Source organism: Vibrio sp. RW, from assembly GCF_027587105.1.
In the GTDB taxonomy this organism is placed as follows: Bacteria; Pseudomonadota; Gammaproteobacteria; order Enterobacterales; family Vibrionaceae; genus Vibrio; species Vibrio toranzoniae.
Genome location: NZ_JAPPTM010000019.1, coordinates 32,559 through 53,337, shown reverse-complemented (window position 1 = coordinate 53,337; position 20,779 = coordinate 32,559). Strand labels below are relative to the sequence as shown.

The window sequence follows — 20,779 nt, the reverse complement described above, 5'->3', positions numbered from 1 at the left end:
CCAAGTATTTATAAGGATTTAAGCAATGCCAATCTATCGTTCAGCAACAACTACCCACGGACGCAACATGGCTGGTGCGCGCGCTTTATGGCGTGCAACTGGCGTTAAAGATGATGACTTCGGTAAGCCAATCATCGCAGTTGTAAACTCTTTCACTCAATTCGTACCAGGCCACGTTCACCTTAAAGACATGGGTCAACTGGTTGCGGGTGAAATCGAGAAAGCGGGCGGTATCGCTAAAGAATTCAATACCATCGCGGTTGATGATGGTATCGCAATGGGTCACGGCGGCATGCTGTATTCACTGCCATCACGTGAGCTTATCGCAGACTCAGTAGAATACATGGTGAATGCGCACTGTGCCGATGCGATGGTGTGTATCTCTAACTGTGACAAAATCACTCCGGGAATGATGATGGCAGCAATGCGCCTTAACATCCCTGTGATCTTTGTATCTGGCGGCCCAATGGAAGCAGGTAAAACCAAGCTTTCAGATCAAATCATCAAGCTAGACCTTGTTGACGCTATGATTCAAGGTGCCGATCCAACGATTTCAGATGAGCAAAGTGAACAAGTAGAACGTTCTGCATGTCCAACCTGCGGTTCTTGTTCAGGCATGTTCACGGCCAACTCAATGAACTGTCTGACCGAAGCGCTTGGTCTGTCTCAGCCTGGTAACGGTTCTATGCTAGCAACGCACGCCGATCGTGAAGCGCTATTCATCAATGCCGGTAAGCGCATCGTTGAGCTCACTAAGCGTTATTACGAGCAAGATGACGAGTCAGCCCTGCCGCGCAACATTGCTAACCGTGCTGCATTCGAAAATGCGATGGCACTGGATATCGCGATGGGCGGTTCTAGTAACACCGTTCTTCACCTATTGGCTTCAGCTCAAGAAGGTGAGATTGATTTTGATATGGGTGATATCGATGAGATGTCTCGCCGCGTTCCACATCTATGTAAGGTTGCGCCTTCAACACCGAAATACCACATGGAAGACGTTCACCGCGCTGGTGGTGTAATGGCTATCCTAGGTGAACTGGACCGTGCTGGCCTACTGAACAACCAGACTCGCACCGTGCTTGGTCTGAGCATGCAAGAGCAACTGGCTCAGTACGACATAATACAAACAGAAGACGAAGCGGTACTTAAGTTCTTCCGTGCTGGCCCAGCAGGTATCCGTACCACCAAGGCATTCTCACAAGATTGCCGTTGGGATCGTCTTGATGATGACCGCGTCGATGGTTGTATCCGTACCAAAGAGAACGCGTTCAGCCAAGAAGGCGGCCTAGCAGTACTTTCTGGCAACATCGCCGTTGATGGCTGTATCGTTAAGACGGCAGGCGTTGATGAAGAAAACCTGAAATTCCAAGGCCCAGCGATTGTATTTGAAAGCCAAGATAGTGCGGTTGATGGCATCTTAGGTGGCAAAGTGAAAGCGGGCGAAGTGGTTGTTATTCGTTACGAAGGTCCTAAAGGTGGTCCGGGCATGCAAGAGATGCTTTACCCAACCACTTACCTAAAATCGATGGGTCTAGGCAAGTCTTGTGCTCTGCTAACAGATGGTCGTTTCTCTGGTGGTACTTCGGGTCTGTCTATCGGTCACGCTTCTCCAGAAGCAGCCAGTGGCGGTGTGATTGGTCTAGTAAATACTGGCGATATCATCACTATCGACATCCCTAGCCGCTCAATCACTCTTGATGTGCCTGAAGCAGAGCTAGAAGCGCGTCGTGTTAAGCAAGACGCACTAGGCTGGAAACCAGAAAACCGTCAGCGTGAAGTGTCTTTCGCACTGAAAGCTTACGCAAGCATGGCAACCAGTGCCGACAAAGGCGCTGTACGTGATAAGTCTAAACTAGAGGACTAATCAATGAGTGATGACACGGTCAGCCCCCAACAACAAACTGGCGCAGATTATCTGCGTCAGATCTTGAGAGCCCCCGTTTACGAAGCGGCAATCGTGACGCCTCTGCAAGATATGCCACGCCTGAGCGCTCGTATCGGTAATCAGGTTCAGCTAAAGCGAGAAGACCGTCAACCGGTCCACTCGTTCAAGCTACGTGGTGCCTACAACATGGTATCAAGCCTTTCAGAGCAACAAAAAGCTGCTGGAGTAATTGCGGCATCTGCGGGTAACCACGCTCAAGGCATGGCACTATCCGGTTCTAAGCTTGGTATTCAAACCACGATTGTAATGCCAAAAACCACGCCAGACATCAAGGTCGATGCAGTGCGCGGATTCGGCGGTAATGTGGTTTTGCACGGCAGTAATTTTGATGAAGCTAAAGCAGAAGCGGAACGTCTATCGACGGAGCATGGCTATACCTTTGTGCCTCCATTCGATCACCCATTAGTGATCGCTGGACAAGGCACCATGGGTATGGAGATGCTTCAGCAAAATGGTCACATGGATTACATCTTTGTGCCTGTCGGTGGTGGTGGCTTAGCGGCTGGTGTTGCAGTACTGGTAAAACAGCTGATGCCAGAGATCAAAGTCATCGCGGTGGAGCCTGAAGACTCGTCTTGTTTGAAAGCAGCACTGGATGCCGGTGAACCTGTAGTACTGGATCAGGTCAGCATGTTTGCCGATGGCGTTGCGGTTAAACGCATTGGCGAAGAGACATTCCGCTTATGTCAGCAGTACATCGATGGTCACATTGCCGTGTCTAGCGATGAGATCTGCTCGGCGGTGAAAGACATCTTTGAAGACACTCGCGCAATTGCCGAGCCTTCAGGAGCACTGGCTCTGGCTGGTTTGAAGAAATTTTCAGAACAAAACCAACTACAAGGCAAGCAACTGGCAACGGTGCTGTCTGGTGCTAATACCAACTTTCACGGTCTGCGTTATGTGTCTGAACGTTGTGAGTTGGGTGAGAAACGCGAAGGTTTGCTTGCGGTCACTATCCCTGAGCGACAAGGGGCTTTCCTAGAGTTCTGCAACATTATTGGTGGCCGAGCGGTGACAGAGTTTAACTACCGCCACAATGACGAAAGCCTAGCGAATATCTTCGTTGGTGTACGTCTGCAAGGTGGTCAAGAAGAGCTCGAGCACATCATCAATGACCTACGCGACGGCGGCTACCCGGTGGTCGACCTTTCTGATGATGAGATGGCAAAACTGCACATTCGCTACATGATTGGCGGCAAACCATCAAAACCATTGAAAGAGCGCCTATACAGTTTTGAGTTTCCGGAATACCCAGGGGCCTTGATAAAATTCCTTGATACCTTAGGTACCCACTGGAATATCAGCCTATTCAACTATCGTAACCACGGTGCCGATTACGGTCGTGTATTGTGTGGCTTTGAACTTGGTGATAATGATTTAGCTCAGTTCTCGACACACCTCCGAGAGCTTGGTTATCAGTGTAAAGATGAAACCGATAACCCTTCCTACAAGTTCTTCTTGTCTTAAGAGTTAACTACCGATTCAAAAAGAGCGAGTATTTACTCGCTCTTTTTATTGGTGCCGGTTTAGGTCAGTCACCTCAAAAGATCGTCTTCAAGTAGATCATTAGATCGCCTTGCGATGATCCAACCAATCTTGATGAAGCTGCTCGCTCGATCCTAGGTATTTTACCATCCATTCGATCAATTTATGGTTGTCGTCTTTCCGCCACACCAAACAGCAGTGGCTCTGCGGGCTTGGTTCTGGCAAGATCTTCTCCACCAGCAAACCCTGCTCAATAATAGGCGCAGCGATATGTCTTGGCATATAGCCCACTCCAACACCGTTCTTAAGGCACTCAATCGCACTGTACCAATTAGGTAATAGAAGACGTCTCTGACTCGCATAGTGACCGGTGTGTCGCTTAGGCAGCACGCTAGAGGTATCATCCAAACATATTGCGGGATACTGGCTAACGAATTCTTCATTAAGGTTTTGCTCTCGCACACACGGGTGACTTGGTGACATCACAAATGCCCAGTCTAAGCGCCCCATGTCTTTGACCTCAAAGTCACCACCAACAGGAATCGCGGAAGTGGCACCAATCACGATATCTGCCCTGCCCTGCGCTATCGCTTCCCAAGAGCCGTTGAACACCTCCATGTTGATCTGAAGTTCGGCAAACTCAAACGTTTGATAGAACGCTTCAATCATCGGCTTCATTTTGTCGAGCTTAACCACATTATCGAGCGTTAGGCGCAGTGTCTTCTTCCAGCCACGAGCAGCTCGTCGAGTTTGAGCACTAATCTCTTCCATCTGCCTCAGCAACGCACGAGCCTCTTCAATGAACAGTTCACCAGCAGGCGTCAGTTCAACCTTTCTCGGTAAGCGTCTGAAAAGTAAAACATCCAATTCTTGTTCGACCTGTCTAACCCCATAACTGATAGCTGATGGCACTTTGTGCAGCTGCTGTGCCGCAGCAGTAAAACTGCCTAAGCGGGCAACCGTATCGAGCATTTCTAAAGAGGATTTAGAGAACATAAGCCTTCAAATTTTTTGATTGATAACTACATATTTTAGCGTTTTATTTTATCAGTTTTGAAAAATAGAATGTAATGATTAATAAACAGGGGCTTTCAGTCCTTTATATCAAACAATTTTTTTGATGATAAAAACACCACTACTTTTAGTTTAATGGCATTTTATGAATATTTCTAAATTTCAATTGGTCTACCTTGCAGTTCTCTCAATGCTTGGTTTTATTGCGACCGATATGTACCTTCCTGCATTTAAGGCGATGGAGATCGATTTCGCAACAGGCCCAGAACAGATCGCATTGTCGTTAACCGTGTTTCTTGGCGGTATGGCAATGGGTCAGCTCCTGTGGGGACTCGCGAGTGACAAGTACGGTCATCGTAATACGTTAGCCGTTGGCTTAATGCTATTCACTATTGCCTCATTCGGCTTAGCGTTCAGTACTGAGGTCTGGCACCTACTGACACTGCGCTTCATTCAAGCGATCGGGGTGTGCGCTCCCGCAGTAATTTGGCAAGCGATGGTTATCAAGCGCTACTCTCAGAGCAGTAGCCAACAAATTTTTGCGACCATCATGCCTTTAGTGGCGCTATCTCCAGCATTAGCACCTCAATTAGGTGTATTACTCGCGAACAACTTTGGCTGGCACAGTATCTTCATCACATTAACCTTGATGGGTGCATTGTTAGCAGTAACGACAATGGCTCAACCAAAAGAAGCACCTGAGGTAAAACAAACATCGATCAAAACAGACATCAAGATGTTGCTTAAATCAAAGCCTTACATGGGTAATGTGCTGATGTTTGCTTCGGCTTCGGCGGCGTTCTTCGCTTATCTAACTGGTATGCCAGAGATTATGGCTCAACTAGGTTATGAAGCAAAAGACATCGGTCTTAGCTTTATTCCACAGACAATCGCATTCATGGCGGGTGGTTATTTTGGCAAACAAGCTGTGAAGAAATACGGCGATGGTTTGGTACTAAGAAACCTTATTGGCTTGTTCAGTGTTGCTGCGATGCTAATCTTTATCGCATCACAGTGGGAACTGACATCAATCTGGCCTCTATTAGCACCTTTCTGTTTGATTGCTGTAGCGAATGGTGCACTTTACCCAATCGTAGTAAACCGTGCGCTATCAAGTGCTAAGCAAAGCCCGGCAACAGCGGCGGGTCTACAAAACAGCCTGCAAATTACTATAAGTGGCCTCTCAAGCGCACTAGTTGCAGCAATGGCTAGCCAAGCGTTAAGCGCCACAGGTATCGCAGTTGTGATCTGTTTGGGAGCACTGTGGATTGGCTATATTGTTTCGAACAAAGAGCTATCAGAACACTTTGCAACTCCGGATAACTCTCGCGTCGTCACAGAAGAGAAGCAAGACTAGCTTCTAGCTTAATAAAAACCAAAAAGAGCGAGATGACTCGCTCTTTTTTATACCTACGCTTAATATCAACTTACTGTTTTGGTAACGACGTCGAAACCTCTTCACCATCGACGACTTCGAGTGCTGGCGCTTTATGACGGCTGTATTCATCATAGTTAACCACTCGGCTACGTCCCATGTCTTTCGCCATGTAGAGCGCTTTATCTGCCATCTTAACCAGAGACTCGGTATCAGATGCAGGCTTAGGATACATAGCGACACCAATTGAAACACCTAACTGACCTAGTGAAAGCCCTTTATGTTCAAGGTGCATAGAACGCACGGCATCACACAGTGTCTGACCAAATTCCGTCGCTTGTTCCATCGAATAGTGCGGAAGTAATATAGCTAACTCCTCACCCCCCAACCTGCAGGCTATCTCATCTTCACTCACACTCTGTTTGAGTAGCGCGCTGATCTCTTTCAAGACGAAATCACCCGCATCATGACCAAAATTGTCATTGAAACGTTTGAAGTGATCTAAATCGAGCATCAATAGCGACAAGGGTTGCTCGCTGGTGGCTGAATTCATTGAGTGCTCTTCTAACTTCTGATCAAAGAAACGACGATTGAATAAACCGGTTAATGGGTCGCTTAAGGCTTGTGAGCGCAACTTCTCTTGCAAGCTCAGGTTAGCCAACGCTAAACCGAGATGTTCTGATACACTAAAAGCTAATTGTTCGGTAATCGGGTCAATTTTGATGTCGCCCTGACCGAAGTAAAGATGCATTATGCCAATAGTATTACCGTGTGCAGTCAACGGGATACAGAGGGTTTGGTTGTTGTCCATGTCATGCATATGGCCACAGCTCAATGAGTGGAAATTATTATTAGACAAGTGAGCCCGTCCTTTACGTAACGACCAACACTCTTCAGGGGCAAAGCTTGCGCTTCCAGGCCATATATCTCCCCAATCAAGTTGCGTAATCAGTTGATTTCGAGATGCCCTCATCAAAGAAACACTGCCGTTCACGTTACCTAAAATTCTCGGCAAAATATCAGAAACAATCTGTTGGGCTTCCACCATGTTATTACACGCTGCAAGCATATTCGCTAGACGGTGCATCAGTTCGATTTCATGGGTTCTTTGGCGAATGCGCTCGTCTTGTTTCTTTTGCTCTTCTTCTACTTTATGGACGATTTGACGGTTGCTCACATAAGACGTACCAATCAAAAAACTCAAGCTCAGCAATACCATACCAATTAGAATTCCCATTAATTGGAAATTCATCTGTTTAAGTTGGTGCATTGGCAAAGAAATGATCACAACGAAATCTTGTCCGTTAACGCTCTCTTTCATTGAATAATAAATTCGGTCTACTGAGGTTACGGTACTAAAGCGCACATCACTGCCCGTGCCTTGTTGAAGTGCTTGTTTGAATTCAGGACGGTTACCATGATTTTCAACTCTAGCCAATGCATGGTCAGACAGATCCGTATCACCAATCACGACACCATCAAGATTAATAACCTGAATTCTTAATCGTGTATTGGCTTGAGTCAGGTTGCCAATGTAATCATCGACATCCATATCAGACGTAAATAGCTCGCTGTCTTCGCGAATTTCATAAATAACGTCTGACATTAGAGAAACCAAATGGTCACGCTCATTCTCAACCACCAGCTTTTCCAAGGTTATATAAAAACCATACAGGCCTATCAACATTGAAAAAGATAAAATAATTATCGGCAACGTTTGCCATTTCTTTTCAACCAGCCTCACAAAAAACCAACCTTAAACACACCGAGTAATACTCGAAGATTAACAACCAGTTTAAAAAATACAATCATCAAATAGATTGTTTCATTAACTATGAGTACCTGGTACAAAAAAGCCAGTAGCTAAGCTACTGGCTCTCATTACTTCATTAATCACAAAACTGAGCGACTATTTTTTCTTAACCGGACGCTGCCAGTTAGCTATATTACGTTCTTTAGCGCGGCTGATAACAAGTTCATTTTCAGAAATATCACGTGTTACCGTCGAGCCCGCACCGACAGTGGCACCGTTTCCAATAACCACAGGTGCGATCAACTGGCTATCAGAACCAACAAACACGTCGTCGCCAATGATGGTCTTAAACTTATTCGCACCATCGTAGTTACAGGTAATAGCGCCTGCACCAACATTAACACGCTGACCGATTTCCGCATCACCAAGATAAGTTAAATGGTTTGCTTTTGAGCCTTCACCTAGACGAGTATTCTTCACTTCGACAAAGTTACCCACGTGCGAGTTATTACGCATGTCAGCACCAGGGCGCAGACGAGTGAAAGGACCAACCGTACAGTCTTCACCAACAGTAGCACCTTCAATAACACTGTATGGACGTACGACGGTGTTGTCATCAATTTCACAGTCTTTCAATACACAACCAGTACCGATAACCACATTATCACCAATACTTACGCAGCCTTCGATGATAACGTTAGTATCTATCTCAACATCCATACCGCACTGCAGTTCACCACGTAGGTCAAAGCGGCTTGGATCGCGTAACATAACACCTTGTTTCAATAGTTTATCAGCCTGCTCAGCTTGATAAGCTCGCTCTAGACGAGCCAATTGAGAACGGTCATTAACGCCTTCAACTTCAATTGGACTTATCGGATGCACGGCTTCAACCGCACGACCTTCATCGTGAGCTGCTGCGATGACGTCAGTCAGGTAGTATTCACCTTGGGCGTTGTCGTTGCTTAAGCCAGACAACCAACGCTTCAGATCACCACCAGTAGCAACCATCACTCCGGTATTAATCTCTTTGATAAGCTTCTGTTCATCAGTTGCATCTTTTTGCTCAACGATAGCGACTACAGGACCATTTCGACGAATGATACGACCATAACCCGTTGGGTTATCAAGAACGACAGTAAGCAGTGCTATACCACCATTTGGCTGAGCGTCTAATAAGTTTTCAATAGTTTCAGGCGAGATAAGTGGCACATCTCCGTACAGCACTAGTACCTTTTCATCATCAGCAAAGTGCGCAGATGCTTGATCCACCGCGTGACCTGTACCCAACTGATCCGCTTGCAGAGCCCAATTCACAGACTCTTCAGCTAGAGTCGCCTGCATCTGCTCACCACCATGACCGTAGACCAAGTGGATGTTTTGAGCACCTAAACCATTACAGGTATCGATAACATGTTTCACCATTGGCTTGCCCGCAAGTGTATGCAGAACCTTTGGTGTATTTGAATACATGCGAGTACCTTTGCCCGCTGCGAGAATGACTGCGCTAAACTTCATTGTAAACCTATCCAACATTTTTTTATTAAGCCGATATTGTAACCGTTTTTGGCTTACGAATTAAATCGCAATAACAATTTAACCAGTACTTATACGTAAACGGAGCATTTTTGAGATATCCAAAATACAAAAAGGCGACCCTTAGGTCGCCTTTATCTCAGAATCGATAATCTTATAAAAGATTAACGACGCCTCTTTGTCAGTTCGATAACTCGTAACTGAGCAATGGCTTTAGCCAGTTCACCGGCCGCTTGTGCGAAGTCTATGTCGCCATGCTGATTTTGGATATTCTCCACAGCCTTGCGTTTAGCTTCTTCCGCCTTTGCTGCGTCTAGCTCTTCACCACGGATAGCTGTATCAGCCAGTACAGTCGCTGTACCAGGCTGAACTTCTACCATACCACCAGAAACATAAATAATTTCTTCGTGGCCGTGCTGCTTAACAATACGCACCATACCAGGCTTGATAGCGGTCAGCAGTGGAGTATGACCATGGAAAATACCAAGTTCACCCTCACTACCGGTCACCTGAAACGTCTCAACAAGACCAGAGAAAATTTGCTTCTCGGCACTTACAACGTCTAGGTGAAAGGTTATTGCTGCCATATCGCCTCCTAGTTAGCCTTATAGCTTCTTAGCATTCTCGATAGCTTCGTCAATTGCACCACAGTACATGAACGCTTGCTCTGGAATGTCATCGTATTCACCAGATAGAAGACCTTGGAAGCCACGTAGAGTCTCTTTAAGAGGTACGTAAACACCTGGGTCACCTGTAAATACTTCCGCTACGTGGTAAGGCTGAGTTAGGAACTTCTCAATCTTACGAGCACGAGATACAACTTGCTTATCTTCTTCAGATAGCTCATCCATACCTAGGATAGCAATGATATCTTTCAGCTCTTTGTAGCGCTGAAGAGTAGACTGAACGCCACGAGCGATGTCGTAGTGTTCTTGTCCAACTACCAATGGATCCAGTTGACGTGAAGTAGAATCTAGCGGGTCGATCGCTGGGTATAGACCCATAGATGCGATGTTACGGTTAAGTACAACCGTTGCATCCAAGTGAGCGAACGTTGTTGCTGGAGACGGGTCAGTCAAGTCATCCGCAGGTACATATACCGCCTGTACAGACGTGATAGAACCAGCTTTAGTTGACGTGATACGCTCTTGTAGAACACCCATTTCTTCAGCTAGTGTAGGTTGGTAACCTACCGCAGAAGGCATACGACCTAGAAGTGCTGATACTTCAGTACCTGCTAGTGTGTAACGGTAGATGTTATCAACGAACAGTAGAACGTCACGACCTTCGTCACGGAAGCGCTCAGCCATTGTTAGACCTGTCAGTGCAACACGTAGACGGTTACCTGGTGGCTCGTTCATCTGACCGTAAACCATCGCTACTTTTGATTCTTCAGGGTTTTCGATGTTTACAACACCGGCTTCCTGCATCTCAAAGTAGAAATCGTTACCTTCACGAGTACGCTCACCTACACCTGCAAATACAGATAGGCCTGAGTGTTGAAGTGCGATGTTGTTGATAAGTTCCATCATGTTAACGGTCTTACCTACACCAGCACCACCGAATAGACCGATTTTACCACCCTTAGCGAATGGACAAATCAAGTCGATTACTTTAACACCAGTTTCTAGAAGAGCTGTCTCGTTAGACTGCTCTTCGTAGCTTGGAGCTTCACGGTGAATGGCGTAATGCTCTTCAGCACCAATTTCACCACACTCATCAATCGCGTCACCTAGGACATTCATGATACGACCCAATGTCTTAGTACCTACTGGTACTGAGATTGGAGCGCCAGTATTTTCAACTGTCAAACCACGACGTAAACCATCAGAGCTACCCATTACGATTGCGCGAACTACGCCACCGCCAAGTTGTTGCTGAACTTCAAGAACTAGACGCTCTTTCACTTCATTAACATTCAGAGCATCGTATACACGAGGTACTTCGCCCTGTGGGAACTCTACGTCGACTACCGCACCGATGATCTGTACGATCTTACCTGTAGCCATCGTTAATCCTCTAACTATTTAGTTTTACCTAAGCTTAAACCGAATAAGCGATTAAACTGCTGATGCGCCTGAAACGATCTCAGAAAGTTCTTGTGTGATTGCCGCTTGACGCGCTTTGTTATACACAAGTTCTAAGTCATCAATAATGTCACCAGCGTTATCTGTTGCTGATTTCATTGCAATCATTCGAGCTGCTTGCTCACAAGCAAGATTCTCTACCACACCTTGATACACTTGAGATTCGACATAGCGAACTAATAATGCATCTAGTAGTGGTTTTGGCTCAGGCTCATAAATATAGTCCCAAGCATGATCGCGTTTCATTTCTTCGCTATTTGATTTAGGCAAAGGAAGTAATTGATCGATCGTTGGTTCTTGTACCATAGTGTTTTCAAACTTATTGAACACTACGAACAGGCGATCTAACTCGCCTTCATCATATTTCTTCAGCATAACGCTTACAGAGCCAATCAAATCTTCAAGGCTTGGGCGATCACCCAGACCAGAAACTTGAGCTGCTACTTTAGCGCCGCTGTTATTGAAAAATGCTGTCGCTTTTGAACCTACAATTGCAAGCTCAACGTCAGCACCTTTCTCAGACCAATTTTTCATGTCGTTCATGGCTTTCTTGAACAAGTTAATGTTCAAACCACCACAAAGACCACGGTCTGTAGAAACGATGATGTAACCAACACGTTTGGCTTCACGTTCCTCAAGATAAGGATGCTTATACTCGAGGCTACCATTAGCCAAATGACCGATCACTTTACGCATTGTTTCTGCATATGGACGAGTAGCTTCCATTGCGTCTTGAGAACGACGCATTTTTGAAGCTGCTACCATTTCCATTGCTTTCGTAATCTTCTGTGTGCTTTTAACACTACCGATTTTATTACGTATCTCTTTTGCGCCGGCCATCGTTACTCTCCGTTAATGGTATGAGGTGGCCCTAAGACCACCCACCAATTACCAGGTCTGGGTTGCCTTGAAATCGTCAACAAGCTTCTTCAGCTCAGCTTCGATTTCTTTGTTGAAAGCACCCGTTGTGTCGATCTGAGTTGCTAGATCGGCATATTGACCACGAGCAAACGACAGTAAAGCAGCTTCAAAGTCTAGAACTTTAGAAAGCTCTACATCTTCAAGGTATCCACGCTCTGCAGCGAAGATGACTAAAGCTTGGTCGAATACAGACATAGGAGCGTATTGCATCTGCTTCATCAGTTCTGTCACTTTTTGACCATGGTCTAGCTGCTTTTTAGTCGCTTCATCAAGATCCGATGAGAACTGTGCAAATGCAGCAAGTTCACGGTATTGAGCTAGAGCTGTACGGATACCGCCAGATAGCTTCTTGATGATTTTAGTCTGCGCCGAACCACCTACACGTGAAACTGAGATACCTGGGTCAACAGCTGGACGTACGCCCGCGTTGAATAGCTCAGTTTGTAGGAAGATCTGACCGTCGGTAATCGAGATTACGTTCGTTGGTACGAATGCAGATACGTCACCAGCTTGCGTTTCGATGATAGGAAGAGCAGTTAAAGAACCAGTCTTGCCTTTCACTTCGCCGTTAGTGAACTTTTCTACGTATGCTTCGCTTACACGAGCAGCACGCTCTAGTAGACGAGAGTGAAGGTAGAAAACATCACCTGGGAACGCTTCACGACCTGGTGGACGCTTAAGTAGTAGTGAAATTTGACGGTAAGCTACCGCTTGCTTAGATAGATCATCATAAACAATCAGTGCATCTTCGCCGCGATCACGGAAGTATTCACCCATCGCACAACCAGCATACGGTGCAAGGTATTGCAGCGCTGCAGATTCAGAAGCCGATGCAACAACAACAACAGTGTTAGCCAGTGCGCCGTGCTCTTCTAGTTTGCGAACTACGTTAGCAATAGTCGACGCTTTTTGGCCGATAGCTACGTAGATAGAGAAAATACCAGAGTTTTTCTGGTTGATAATCGCATCGATCGCCATGGCTGTTTTACCAGTCTGACGGTCACCGATTACGAGTTCACGTTGACCACGACCGATAGGGATCATTGAGTCAACTGACTTGTAACCAGTTTGAACAGGTTGATCTACCGATTTACGGTCGATTACACCTGGTGCGATAATTTCTACAGGCGAAGTTAATTTCGCTTCGATAGGACCTTTACCATCAATTGGCTCACCTAGCGTGTTTACAACACGACCAAGCATTTCAGGACCTACTGGTACTTCAAGAATACGACCAGTACCTGTAACTTTCATGCCTTCCTGTAGGTCAGCATACGGGCCCATTACAACAGCACCAACCGAATCACGGTTCAAGTTTAGTGCTAGCGCGTAACGGCCACCCGGTAGTTCGATCATTTCACCTTGCATCACGTCCGCTAGGCCGTGAATGCTAAGGATGCCATCGCTTACAGAAACGATAGTACCTTCATTGCGAGCTTCACTAACAACGTCGAAAGATTCAATACGTTGTTTAATTAGATCGCTAATTTCAGTGGAATTAAGTTGCATGCTCCAATCCCCATTAAGACTGCAATGCATCGCTCAGGCGGTCAAGACGACTGCGCGCTGAGTTATCGATGACTAGGTCTCCGGCTCGAATAATAACTCCACTAAGTAGAGTCTCATCTATACTGCAATTCAGCTGAACTTTGCGCGCTAGGCGCTGTTCCAATTTGCTGCTGATATCTGCGCGTTGTTCTTGAGAAAGCTCAACCGCTGAAGTTACTTCAACGTCGATCTCTTTTTCATGCTCTTGTTTGAGCAATAAGAACTGTGTACACACATCAGGAAAGGCCATTAAACGACCATTTTCAGCCATCACTTTAATTAAGTTTTGACCGAATTCATCAAATTGTTCGCCACAAATTACAATGAATATTTCCGCTAATTTTTCAGCAGTCATAGAACTGCTTAATAAATTATGAACATCATCATTTTGTGCCACTTCGGCAGCAAAAGTAAGCATCTGACCCCATTGGTCTAGCTCACCTTTATCTACCGCAAAGTCAAACGCTGCTTTAGCATAGGGGCGTGCGATTGTAGTCAAATCAGACATATACAGCCCCTTGCTTTAAAGTTTTGCAGTAATGTTGTTAAGAAGATCATCGTGTACATCTTTATCGATTGTACGCTCAAGGATTTTCTCAGCACCAGCTATAGCCAGAGTTGCGACTTGTTTGCGCAGGTCATCACGGGCACGTGTGCGTTCAGCTTCAAGTTCTGCTTCAGCGTGCGCTAAGATTTTCTGGCGTTCTGCCTGAGCCTCTTCGCGAGCTTCATCAATAATTTGAGCTTTACGTTTATTTGCCTGTTCAATAACCTCAGTTGCAGTGCGCTTCGCTTCCTTCATTTGCTCAGAAGCGTTGGCTTGTGCCAGGTTCAAGTCTTTAGCAGCGCGCTCAGCGGCTACAAGACCGTCAGCAATTTTCTTCTGACGTTCTTCAATTGCTTGCATGATTGGCGGCCATACATATTTCATGCAGAACCAAACAAACAGTGTAAAAGCAATTGCTTGACCCAGCAGAGTTGCGTTCATATTCACAACAGCTACCCCTCGTTAAGAATCAACTACAAAAATTTAATTAACTATTAAAAGCTAATTAGCCTGCTAGTTGACCAACAAATGGGTTAGCAAACGTGAATAGTAGTGCGATTACGATACCGATCATTGGAACAGCATCCAGTAGACCAGCGATGATGAACATCTTAACTTGTAGCATTGGAGCCATTTCAGGTTGACGCGCAGCGCCTTCTAGGAATTTACCACCAAGAATAGCAAAACCAATTGCAGTACCTACGGCACAAAGACCAACAATAATAGCAACAGCGATTGCTGAAAAACTTAGTACAGTTTCCATTTACGTTCTCCGATTAACATTAATAGTTAGAATAAAGCTTAAAAATTTTTTAGTGATCACTATCTTCATGAGCCATTGATAAATAAACGATTGTCAACATCATGAAAACAAACGCTTGAATCAATATAACTAAGATATGGAAGATAGCCCAAGGTAGTGCACCTACCCATTGTAAGTACCACGGTAGCATTGCCGCGATAAGAATAAACACCACCTCACCCGCAAACATATTACCAAATAAACGCATACCTAGAGATAGTGGCTTCGCTAATAACGAAATTACCTCAAGTACCAAGTTAAATGGGATCATGATTGGGTGATTAAATGGATGCAGTGCCAATTCTTTAGCAAACCCGCCTAGGCCTTTCACTTTGATGCTGTAGTAGATCATCAGAGCAAAAACACCCAAAGCCATTGCCATGGTTATATTTACATCAGCTGTAGGAACCACTTTCAAGTAAGGGATACCTAGCCAATGCTCTGCAGGATATGGTAAGAAATCGATAGGCACTAAGTCCATCAAGTTCATAATGATAATCCAGCAGAATATAGTCAGTGCTAGTGGGGCAATCAGAGGGTTGCGACCATGGAAAGTTTCTTTAACGTTGTCGCCAACGAATTCCACTACCATTTCAACAAAACACTGAAGCTTACCAGGTACACCTACTGTTGCTTTCTTAGCGACTGAGCGAAAAACCCAAAGGAATAACATCCCTGTCAACACCGAAAAAAACAGACTGTCTATATGTACGTTCCAGAAACTTGTTTCCTCTACAAGACCAAACTTAGCTAAAGAGAGGTTTTGTAAATGGTGTTCAATGTATCCGGATGCTGTTGGCGCAGCCATAACTCATCCTATTTTTTATTGTTAATGAAAAGCACTGGCGCAAAGATATTAATACCTAGAACCAGTAAATAGGTCAGTTTGAGGGGAATTAATTCCACCTGCATATACATGTAGACAATAGAGAATAGTAGAACTGTGATTAAGATTTTTAGAGCTTCGCCTGCATAGAACGACGCCGCAACTAACTTAGTTGCGCGAGCTCCACAAAATAGGAAAGCACACACACAAAAAACCACATTAGCAATGACAAAAATACCGCCACCGACCAATGCAGCAAAACCCCAATCAGGATTAACAGCTAAACCTAACCCTATTGCCACTAATATAACCGCGCTAAGCTCGATCAATAACATTTGCTTTGCAAGCACTCGTCCTGGTCTTGCTAACGCCGCTACCATGTATTCGTTCCTCTTTTAAGCCCACTAAATCACTCGCTTAAAAGCGTGCTGAGAAATTGGCAAAAATTATACGTTCAGCCAAATCGATTGCAATAACAATGCAGCAATCATTTACATTTTTGTATACAAACCGACAACTTTTGTACGAAATTACTTATTTATTACATAATTGACCTAAATCAATTATCTCATTTAGTACTCTAGTTTAGCAATAAGTTGCTCTAATTTGTGAGGCTCATCAAGAGTAATCGTCACTTTTGACTTACCACTAACAGAACGAGTAACTGAAACGTTTGCTTGCAATTTTTCCGTAAGTCTTCGTGAAAGTTCGATAGCTTCTGTGTCTTCAGGCTTCGATTCTGTCTCAACTTCTGGTTTTAAGCATTTTTTAACAAGCTGCTCAATTTGACGCACGGTCATTTTCTTGCTTACCGCAGTATTTGCCGCTTCAACCTGGATATCACCTTCAAGGGCAAGCAGTGCTCGAGCATGCCCCATTTCCAGTTGTTTATTAGAAACTAAACCTTTTACTTCACTTTCGAGCTGATTTAGACGTAATAAGTTACTAACCGTTGCTCTTGATTTACCGATCACATCAGCGACTTGTTGGTGCGTCAGTTCAAATTCGTTCTGTAGACGCTCTAGCGCTTGTGATTCTTCGATAACATTCAGGTCTTCACGCTGAATATTCTCGATCAATGCCATCGCAATCGCGGCTTTGTCTTCCACTCTCTTTATCAAACACGGCACTTGTTTCAAACCAGCTTGACGAGCCGCTCTCCAACGACGCTCACCAGCGATAATCTCAAACTGGTCGTGCGCTAAAGGGCGTACTACGATTGGCTGAATAATGCCTTGAGACTGGATAGATGCAGCCAGCTCTTCGAGAGCTTCTGGCGCAATATCTTTACGTGGTTGATATACACCAGGTTTTAAGCAACCAACAGCCAATTCTGTCAATTCCCCATCAGCCGACAAAGCCTGACGATGAGAAGCAACGTGATGTTTTTCACGAGCCAATGAACTAGTAGCAAGCAATGCATCTAGCCCCTTTCCTAAACCACGCTTAGACATTGAGCGAATTCCTTTGGTTAAACCTATACTGGGACTTCTTCACGACGCAACATTTCACCAGCAAGAGCTAGGTATGCCTTCGCGCCTGCAGAATATTTGTCGTAGTACATTGCTGGCTTGCCATGACTCGGCGCTTCTGCCAAACGTACATTTCTAGGGATTACAGTTCGATAAACTTTATTACCGAAATGTTTTTTAAGCTGATCAGATACTTCGTTAGATAAGCGATTACGAGGATCATACATAGTACGCAGAAGACCTTCTATCTTCAGGTTCTCGTTTACGACCGCTGCAAGCTTACTGATGGTATCCATCAACGCCGTCAAACCTTCTAGAGCAAAATATTCACATTGCATCGGAACCAATACGGAATCAGCTGCCGCCATTGCATTGATTGTAAGAAGGTTTAGAGAAGGTGGGCAATCAATAAAGATGAAATCATAGTTATCACGAACTGATGCCAGTGCGCTCTTAAGGCGAACTTCACGGGCAAACACTTCCATTAACTTAATTTCTGCCGCTGTCACATCACCGTTGGCAGCGATGAGATCGTAATTGCCCGATGTACTTCGACAAACTACCTCATCAAATGAGGTATCTTCAACTAACAAATCGTAAGCAGTTGCTTCAACTTGATATTTATCGACACCACTCGCCATAGTGGCATTACCTTGAGGATCGAGGTCAACAACCAAGACCTTGCGTTTTGTTGCCGCCATTGATGCTGCTAAGTTAATGCAAGTTGTTGTTTTTCCTACGCCGCCCTTCTGGTTGGCAATTGCTACAATTCTACCCACTATGGCCTCGCTGATTATCCCTGACGCGATAAAGTAACTAGATGACGCTCTCCATCAAGCTCTGGCACTTGCAAAGCTTTAATGTCTGTCACTGAACACCATTCAGGTAACAGGTCGATTTCGTCTTTAGGATGTTGTCCCTTAAGAGCCAAAAATACACCGGATTGCTCTTTAGGTAAATGGTGACACCACTCTACCATGTCTGTCATTGACGCAAATGCGCGACTGAGCACGACATCAAACTTTTCTTCAGGTTGAAATTCTTCAACACGACTTTGAATCGGCATTACGTTATCGATACCCAATTCATGAACGACCTGCTTAATAAAACGAATACGCTTACCTAAGCTATCCAGCAAGTAAAACTCACCGTCTGGGTTCATGATTGAGAGAGGAACCCCAGGTAATCCAGGCCCCGTACCAACATCAATAAAACGTTTGCCTTGTAAGTGGGTACTAACAATGATGCTATCTAAGATATGTTTCACCATCATTTCTAACGGGTCACGCACCGATGTTAAGTTATAAGCTTTGTTCCATTTGTTGAGTAATTCAACATAACCAACCAACTGGCCACGTTGTTTTTCAGAGACTTCAAGTTCAGTCTGACCAATCAGGTGATCCAGTTTTTCGCGTAATGCGCTCATTATACCTCCTCACCTTTTTTTAACAGGCCATGCTTTTTCAGATAAACCAACAAAATTGAGATTGCCGCAGGCGTAATTCCTGAAATACGAGAAGCAAGACCTATCGAGTCTGGCTTAGTGGTTGTGAGCTTGAGAACCACCTCGTTAGAAAGTCCTTTAATTTGGCTGTAGTCGATATCAGCAGGCAATTTGGTATTTTCATGACGAAGTGATTTTGCAATTTCGTCTTGTTGACGTTGAATGTAGCCTTCGTACTTCACTTGGATCTCAACTTGCTCAGATGCTTGTTGATCTTCCAATGCTGGAGCAAAACGATCCAATTCAGTTAACTGTGAATAAGTCATCTCAGGGCGACGGAGAAGATCTTCACCGCTTGCTTCGCGAGACATTGGTGTTTTTAGGATCTGATTAAGCGCACCGATATCTTCAGATTTTGGATTCATCCATGTTTCTTTTAAACGTTGACGCTCTTTCTCAATATTTTCTACTTTCTCGTTGAATCGAGCCCAACGAGCATCGTCCACTAAGCCAAGCTCGCGAGACTTCTCAGTCAATCGAATATCAGCGTTATCTTCACGAAGCAACAGACGGTATTCCGCACGAGACGTAAACATACGGTAAGGTTCTTTAGTGCCCATGGTTGATAGGTCATCAATAAGAACGCCCATGTAAGCTTGGTCTCGACGTGGGCTCCAGGCTTCTTTGCCTTGCGTAAACAAACTCGCGTTGAGGCCTGCCATCAAGCCTTGCGCAGCTGCTTCTTCATAACCGGTCGTACCGTTAATCTGACCCGCAAAAAACAGCCCCTTAATAAACTTAGTTTCGTAACTCAGCTTTAGGTCACGAGGATCAAAGAAGTCATACTCAATCGCATAACCAGGACGAACAATATGGGCATTTTCAAATCCCTTCATTGAATGAACGATTTTAACTTGAACGTCAAACGGCAGACTGGTTGAGATACCATTCGGGTATAGCTCGTGTGTCGTAAGACCTTCAGGCTCAATGAAAATTTGATGGCTGTTCTTGTCAGCAAAACGCATCACTTTATCTTCAATCGAAGGACAGTAGCGAGGGCCAATACCTTCAATCACCCCAGCATACATTGGGCTTCGGTCTAGGTTAGCACGAATAACATCATGCGTATTTTCATTAGTATGTGTGATGTAGCATGGAATTTGGCGTGGCTGTTGAGTTCGATTTCCCATGAACGAGAAAACAGGGGTCGGGTTATCACCATGTTGAACCTCAAGCTCAGAAAAATCGACACTGCGTGCATCGATACGAGGAGGGGTACCTGTTTTTAGGCGATCAACTCTAAATGGAAGATCACGAAGTCGGTCAGCCAGTGCGATCGATGGTGGATCCCCCGCACGACCACCCGAAGAACTTTCCATCCCAATATGGATCTTTCCGCCCAAGAATGTACCCACCGTCAGTACCACTGCGTTAGCACGGAATTTAAGGCCCATCTGTGTCACCACACCCACCACTTGATCCTGTTCCACGATCAAGTCATCAACCGATTGTTGGAACAACGTCAGATTCGGTGTGTTTTCTAGCACATTACGAACAAAGGATTTGTAAAGTATGCGGTCAGCTTGTGCACGAGTTGCACGAACGGCTGGGCCTTTTGATGCGTTTAATGTTCTGAACTGAATACCTGCATGATCAATAGCTTGCGCCATTAATCCACCCATAGCATCGACCTCTTTTACCAAGTGGCCTTTACCGATCCCGCCGATAGCTGGGTTACAAGACATTTGTCCTAGTGTATCGATATTATGAGTGAGTAATAACGTACTTTGACCAGTACGTGCAGATGCGAGTGCGGCTTCCGTTCCAGCATGGCCACCACCAACAACGATGACGTCAAATTTTTCGTGATAAAGCATGAACCGACCTCAGGTATTCAAACGTTTTCTAAACAGATAAAAAGGAGCGATATACTACCTGTTTTCCTTGCTTGAGAAAACGTTTTTGGAATTTTTCAAAAAAGCTGTTTTTAATTAATATAGATAAGATCTTTTATTAGATCT

At 45.0% G+C, this 20,779-nt stretch carries 19 protein-coding genes; 3 read left to right on the top strand and 16 right to left on the bottom strand.

From position 1 onward, the window contains the following. Nucleotides 1–25: 25 nt before the first annotated feature. Entirely contained in the window at nt 26–1,867 is a 1,842-nt protein-coding gene (gene ilvD, locus OCT63_RS15785) for a dihydroxy-acid dehydratase (protein WP_269984039.1), read from the top strand. Between the two features lie 3 nt (nt 1,868–1,870). Continuing rightward, nucleotides 1,871–3,415, top strand: a complete 1,545-nt coding sequence (gene ilvA, locus OCT63_RS15780) for a threonine ammonia-lyase, biosynthetic (protein ID WP_269984038.1) — start codon at nt 1,871–1,873, stop codon at nt 3,413–3,415. Nucleotides 3,416–3,514: 99 nt separating this feature from the next. On the opposite strand, the gene punR is transcribed toward ilvA, so the two are convergent. Then, nucleotides 3,515–4,429: a DNA-binding transcriptional activator PunR gene (gene punR, locus OCT63_RS15775; RefSeq protein WP_017055446.1), complete on the bottom strand. Its 915-nt coding sequence runs from the start codon at nt 4,427–4,429 to the stop codon at nt 3,515–3,517. 163 nt (nt 4,430–4,592) lie between these two features. Between punR and punC the strand changes: the two genes are divergently transcribed. Further along, nucleotides 4,593–5,804, top strand: coding sequence for a purine nucleoside transporter PunC (gene punC, locus OCT63_RS15770; protein WP_046224850.1), 1,212 nt, complete (start codon nt 4,593–4,595; stop codon nt 5,802–5,804). A gap of 70 nt (nt 5,805–5,874) precedes the next feature. Here the strand turns inward: punC and OCT63_RS15765 are convergent, their stop codons facing one another. The 15 genes from OCT63_RS15765 to mnmG form a co-directional block, all read right to left on the bottom strand. Further along, nucleotides 5,875–7,509 (bottom strand): sensor domain-containing diguanylate cyclase, encoded by a 1,635-nt coding sequence (locus OCT63_RS15765; protein ID WP_161687907.1) that lies wholly within the window; start codon nt 7,507–7,509, stop codon nt 5,875–5,877. Between the two features lie 222 nt (nt 7,510–7,731). Continuing rightward, the gene (glmU, locus tag OCT63_RS15760; RefSeq protein WP_161687874.1) at nt 7,732–9,093 is read right to left on the bottom strand and encodes a bifunctional UDP-N-acetylglucosamine diphosphorylase/glucosamine-1-phosphate N-acetyltransferase GlmU; all 1,362 of its coding nucleotides are present in this window, start codon (nt 9,091–9,093) and stop codon (nt 7,732–7,734) included. Between the two features lie 182 nt (nt 9,094–9,275). Continuing rightward, nucleotides 9,276–9,698, bottom strand: a complete 423-nt coding sequence (locus tag OCT63_RS15755) for a F0F1 ATP synthase subunit epsilon (protein WP_017055450.1) — start codon at nt 9,696–9,698, stop codon at nt 9,276–9,278. A gap of 18 nt (nt 9,699–9,716) precedes the next feature. Then, nucleotides 9,717–11,120: a F0F1 ATP synthase subunit beta gene (gene atpD / locus OCT63_RS15750; RefSeq protein ID WP_060468912.1), complete on the bottom strand. Its 1,404-nt coding sequence runs from the start codon at nt 11,118–11,120 to the stop codon at nt 9,717–9,719. 51 nt (nt 11,121–11,171) lie between these two features. Next, on the bottom strand, nt 11,172–12,038 hold the full coding sequence (atpG, locus tag OCT63_RS15745) for a F0F1 ATP synthase subunit gamma (protein WP_046224853.1): 867 nt from the start codon (nt 12,036–12,038) through the stop codon (nt 11,172–11,174). 48 nt (nt 12,039–12,086) lie between these two features. After that, nucleotides 12,087–13,628 carry a F0F1 ATP synthase subunit alpha gene (gene atpA / locus OCT63_RS15740; RefSeq protein ID WP_046224854.1) on the bottom strand — a complete coding sequence of 514 codons (1,542 nt, stop codon included), beginning with the start codon at nt 13,626–13,628 and terminating at the stop codon, nt 12,087–12,089. 13 nt (nt 13,629–13,641) lie between these two features. After that, nucleotides 13,642–14,175, bottom strand: a complete 534-nt coding sequence (gene atpH, locus OCT63_RS15735; RefSeq protein ID WP_060468913.1) for a F0F1 ATP synthase subunit delta — start codon at nt 14,173–14,175, stop codon at nt 13,642–13,644. Nucleotides 14,176–14,190: 15 nt separating this feature from the next. Further along, nucleotides 14,191–14,661 (bottom strand): F0F1 ATP synthase subunit B, encoded by a 471-nt coding sequence (gene atpF / locus OCT63_RS15730; protein ID WP_032547868.1) that lies wholly within the window; start codon nt 14,659–14,661, stop codon nt 14,191–14,193. Nucleotides 14,662–14,719: 58 nt separating this feature from the next. Next, complete coding sequence (gene atpE, locus OCT63_RS15725; protein ID WP_004411110.1) at nt 14,720–14,977, bottom strand: F0F1 ATP synthase subunit C; 258 nt, start codon at nt 14,975–14,977, stop codon at nt 14,720–14,722. Nucleotides 14,978–15,026: 49 nt separating this feature from the next. Continuing rightward, entirely contained in the window at nt 15,027–15,824 is a 798-nt protein-coding gene (atpB, locus tag OCT63_RS15720; RefSeq protein WP_009848124.1) for a F0F1 ATP synthase subunit A, read from the bottom strand. 8 nt (nt 15,825–15,832) lie between these two features. Beyond that, on the bottom strand, nt 15,833–16,222 hold the full coding sequence (locus OCT63_RS15715; RefSeq protein WP_010433210.1) for a F0F1 ATP synthase subunit I: 390 nt from the start codon (nt 16,220–16,222) through the stop codon (nt 15,833–15,835). Between the two features lie 192 nt (nt 16,223–16,414). Then, complete coding sequence (locus OCT63_RS15710) at nt 16,415–17,296, bottom strand: ParB/RepB/Spo0J family partition protein (RefSeq protein ID WP_269984037.1); 882 nt, start codon at nt 17,294–17,296, stop codon at nt 16,415–16,417. Between the two features lie 23 nt (nt 17,297–17,319). After that, complete coding sequence (locus OCT63_RS15705) at nt 17,320–18,093, bottom strand: ParA family protein (RefSeq protein ID WP_029626854.1); 774 nt, start codon at nt 18,091–18,093, stop codon at nt 17,320–17,322. Between the two features lie 14 nt (nt 18,094–18,107). Then, complete coding sequence (rsmG, locus tag OCT63_RS15700) at nt 18,108–18,740, bottom strand: 16S rRNA (guanine(527)-N(7))-methyltransferase RsmG (protein ID WP_161679956.1); 633 nt, start codon at nt 18,738–18,740, stop codon at nt 18,108–18,110. Beyond that, nucleotides 18,740–20,635, bottom strand: a complete 1,896-nt coding sequence (gene mnmG, locus OCT63_RS15695; RefSeq protein WP_060468917.1) for a tRNA uridine-5-carboxymethylaminomethyl(34) synthesis enzyme MnmG — start codon at nt 20,633–20,635, stop codon at nt 18,740–18,742. Before mnmG ends, rsmG begins: the two co-directional genes overlap by 1 nt. Nucleotides 20,636–20,779: the final 144 nt, after the last annotated feature.